The organism is Pseudomonas agronomica (assembly GCF_025917275.1).
Taxonomy (GTDB): Bacteria; Pseudomonadota; Gammaproteobacteria; order Pseudomonadales; family Pseudomonadaceae; genus Aquipseudomonas; species Aquipseudomonas agronomica.
The window spans coordinates 1-2,596 of the sequence record NZ_JAOSHO010000619.1 but is presented as its reverse complement, the minus strand read 5'-3'; the positions used below and the strand labels follow the sequence as shown (position 1 = coordinate 2,596).

Annotated in this window: 2 protein-coding genes; both read right to left on the bottom strand. The window is 59.9% G+C overall.

The genetic code is table 11. The features are described from left to right. Window positions 1–48: 48 nt before the first annotated feature. Window positions 49–1,383 carry a phosphate ABC transporter substrate-binding/OmpA family protein gene (locus OC610_RS25320; protein WP_264431765.1) on the bottom strand — a complete coding sequence of 445 codons (1,335 nt, stop codon included), beginning with the start codon at window positions 1,381–1,383 and terminating at the stop codon, window positions 49–51. A 225-nt stretch (window positions 1,384–1,608) separates the two neighbouring features. Then, window positions 1,609–2,421, bottom strand: a complete 813-nt coding sequence (xthA, locus tag OC610_RS25315; RefSeq protein WP_264431763.1) for an exodeoxyribonuclease III — start codon at window positions 2,419–2,421, stop codon at window positions 1,609–1,611. Window positions 2,422–2,596 lie beyond the last annotated feature (175 nt).

The window sequence follows — 2,596 nt, the reverse complement described above, 5'->3', positions numbered from 1 at the left end:
GGAGCAAGCTCCCTCGCCACGGGAGTTGTGTTGCGCTGCTTGTGGCGTTCAGTAAACCCAAACCTCCACCCGCCGATTGCGAACACGTCCTTCATCCTCACTGTTGGCCGCCACCGGCATCAACGCGCCGAACCCGCGTATTTCACGCAACGCCACCCCGGATTTGACCAGTTCACGCCGCACCGCCATCGCCCGCAGTTTGGACAGCAGGTCGGCGCGCGCTGGATCGTCCTTGGCGTCACCGAAACCCACCAGGGTCACGCGCCGATCGGCTTTGCCATGCTGCTTGATGTAGTCGAGCACGCGACCGAGGTCTTGATGGGCCTTGTTGTCGAGATTGGCGCTGCCTTCTTCGAAACGAAAATTCACGGTCAGGCGCTGGGCATGACGGCTTAGGGCCTGATAACCCTCGGGCATCAAGGCGTTGGGGGTAACAGACATGGCCTGGACGGTCTGGGCGATGAAGCCGTTGGCCGCGACGATGGCCTGGCCCTGTTCGCTTTGGGTGAATGCCACCAGCGCATCGGCCCACGGATTGGTCTGCAAGGGCGGTAAATAAAAGAACAAACGCCGGGACAGGGGGTAGTCCTCGGTGGCGATCAGGTTGTTCAGCGGCAACATGGGTTGGGAATCGCCGGCGACAATTGCCAGAGGTTTCGCCTGGCGCACGTAGGGCAAGCCGATGAAACCGATGCCTTGTGGGTCCTGGCTGACAGCGTCCGACAATTGTTCGCTGGATTCGAAGCGCCTGGCCGTAGGATCGAGCTTTTTTCCCTGTCGGTTGAGTACCAATTCCTTGAAGGTGTCATAGGTGCCGGACTGCTCGTCCCGGGCATACACATGAATCGGCCCGCCAGTGCCACCCACGGCTTCCCAGGTTTTTGCCTCGCCGCTGAAGATGCGTGCCAGTTGCACGGTGTCGAGCTGCCGTAATGGGTTTTGTGGGTGAAGAATAATCGCCAGGCCGTCGATGGCGATGACCTGTTCGGATGTCGGGCTTTTCAGATCGCCGAGGGCCGCCAGGTCCTTAAGTTCGCTTTCCTTGATTGGTCGGGAAGAGGCGGCCAGGTCGGCGTTGGCTTGCTTGAGGGCGGTGAATCCGGTGCTGGAGCCGTGGGCGGCGATGTCGACTTCCACGCGTTGTCCATCGGCGGTCTGCCCGACGATGCGCTGTTCGTTGTCATGGCCGGTGATTTCGGTGCTGACCTTGAGCAATCCCTGTTCTTCCATCAAGCCCCTGACCAGGGCCGGTCCCAACGCCGCGCCGATGGTATTGGAGCCTTGCACGCGCAGGGCAGGGCCGTGGTCAGGAATGGGCAAACGGTCGGCCCATGCCACGCATGGCAGCCAGAAGCCGAGAAAAAATACAACGCACAGCCGCATGCCGGCCACCTTCTGACCTTGGGAAGTGCCGGAAGATTAAGTCAGTCGGGTTACTGAAAGATGACAGGGGTGCGACGAAAAACGAATGACCGGCGCGATCAAGTGTGGGAGCGAGCTTGCTCGCGATAGCGGTTTATCTGCCACATCAATACTGACTGTGCTGCCGTCATCGCGAGCAAGCTCGCTCCCACAGGGATCTCTTACAGAGAATCTGAAGGCTGGGACTCAGCTCAGTTCCAACCAGATCGGCGCATGGTCCGACGGTTTTTCCATGCCCCGCAGTTCATAATCCACGCCGGCGTCCTTGACCCGTGGCAACAGGCCGTGGGAGGCCATGATCAGGTCGATGCGCAGGCCGCGCTTGGGTTCGTCTTCGAAACCGCGGCTGCGGTAGTCGAACCAGCTGAAGCGGTCGGTGACGTCCGGATTCAAGTGGCGGAAGCTGTCCACCAGGCCCCAATTCTTCAGGCGCGCCATCCACTCGCGTTCTTCCGGCAGGAAGCTGCATTTACCGGTCTTCAGCCAGCGCTTCATATTGTCCGGGCCGATGCCGATGTCGCAATCTTCTGGCGAGATGTTCACGTCGCCCATGACCACAACCGGCTGGTCATTGCTGAAGCGGGTTTCCAGCAATTGCTGGAGGTCGCTGTAGAAGCGCTCCTTGGCCGGGAACTTGGTGGGGTGGTCGCGGCTTTCACCTTGGGGGAAATAGCCGTTCATGATGGTCACCGGCACACCGTTGGCATCGGCAAACGTGCCCCAGATGAAACGCCGCTGCGCATCTTCGTCGTCGGTCTCGAAGCCTTTGTGCAGGGTCAGCGGCGCTTGGCGCGAGAGGAGGGCGACACCGTAGTGGCCTTTCTGCCCGTGGTAATGCACGTGGTAGCCCAAGGCTTGCACCTCGGCCAGCGGGAACTGTTCGTCGTGGACCTTGGTTTCCTGCAACCCGATCACGTCCGGCTGGTGCTTGTCGATCAGTGCCGCCAACTGATGGGGACGGGCTCGCAGGCCGTTGATGTTGAAGGAGACGATCTTCATGGTCGGCTGTCCTGGCAAAACTGCGATGCTAGCTGACATGTGGGAACGGGGCTAGCGTGGCAGTAGGACAAATGCACTGCTAATGTCCTGTGGTGAGGGGATTATGCTCGTTCGGCTTTGTAGGAGCTGGCGAAGCCTGCGATCTTTTGATCTTTTGATTATTCGCTTGAGATTC